The sequence below is a fragment of the Psychrobacter sp. C 20.9 genome (genome assembly GCF_001921765.1).
Lineage (GTDB): Bacteria > Pseudomonadota > Gammaproteobacteria > Pseudomonadales > Moraxellaceae > Psychrobacter > Psychrobacter piscatorii_B.
Genome location: NZ_MRYC01000058.1, coordinates 1 through 230 on the forward strand (window position 1 = coordinate 1; position 230 = coordinate 230).

At 44.3% G+C, this 230-nt stretch carries 1 pseudogene; it reads left to right on the forward strand.

Annotation, left to right across the window (positions count from 1 at the left end):
* Positions 1-78 precede the first annotated feature (78 nt).
* Positions 79-230, forward strand: a pseudogene (locus BTW00_RS13795) (ribulose-phosphate 3-epimerase); the annotation flags it as partial.

Genomic DNA, 230 nt, shown 5'->3' on the forward strand with positions numbered 1-230 from the left:
TCATTGAATCCAATACTTATGCAACGGGCCTTGTTAGAATATTGCGCAAACAACATTCTGTCACTGCCGGAGACAAATATGAAAGATTTTCTTATTGCACCGTCTATTTTAGCTGCGGACTTTGCTCGTTTAGGCGAAGAAGTCGACAACGTGCTGGCTGCAGGTGCCGACATCGTTCACTTCGATGTTATGGATAACCACTATGTGCCGAACCTAACCATTGGTCCTAT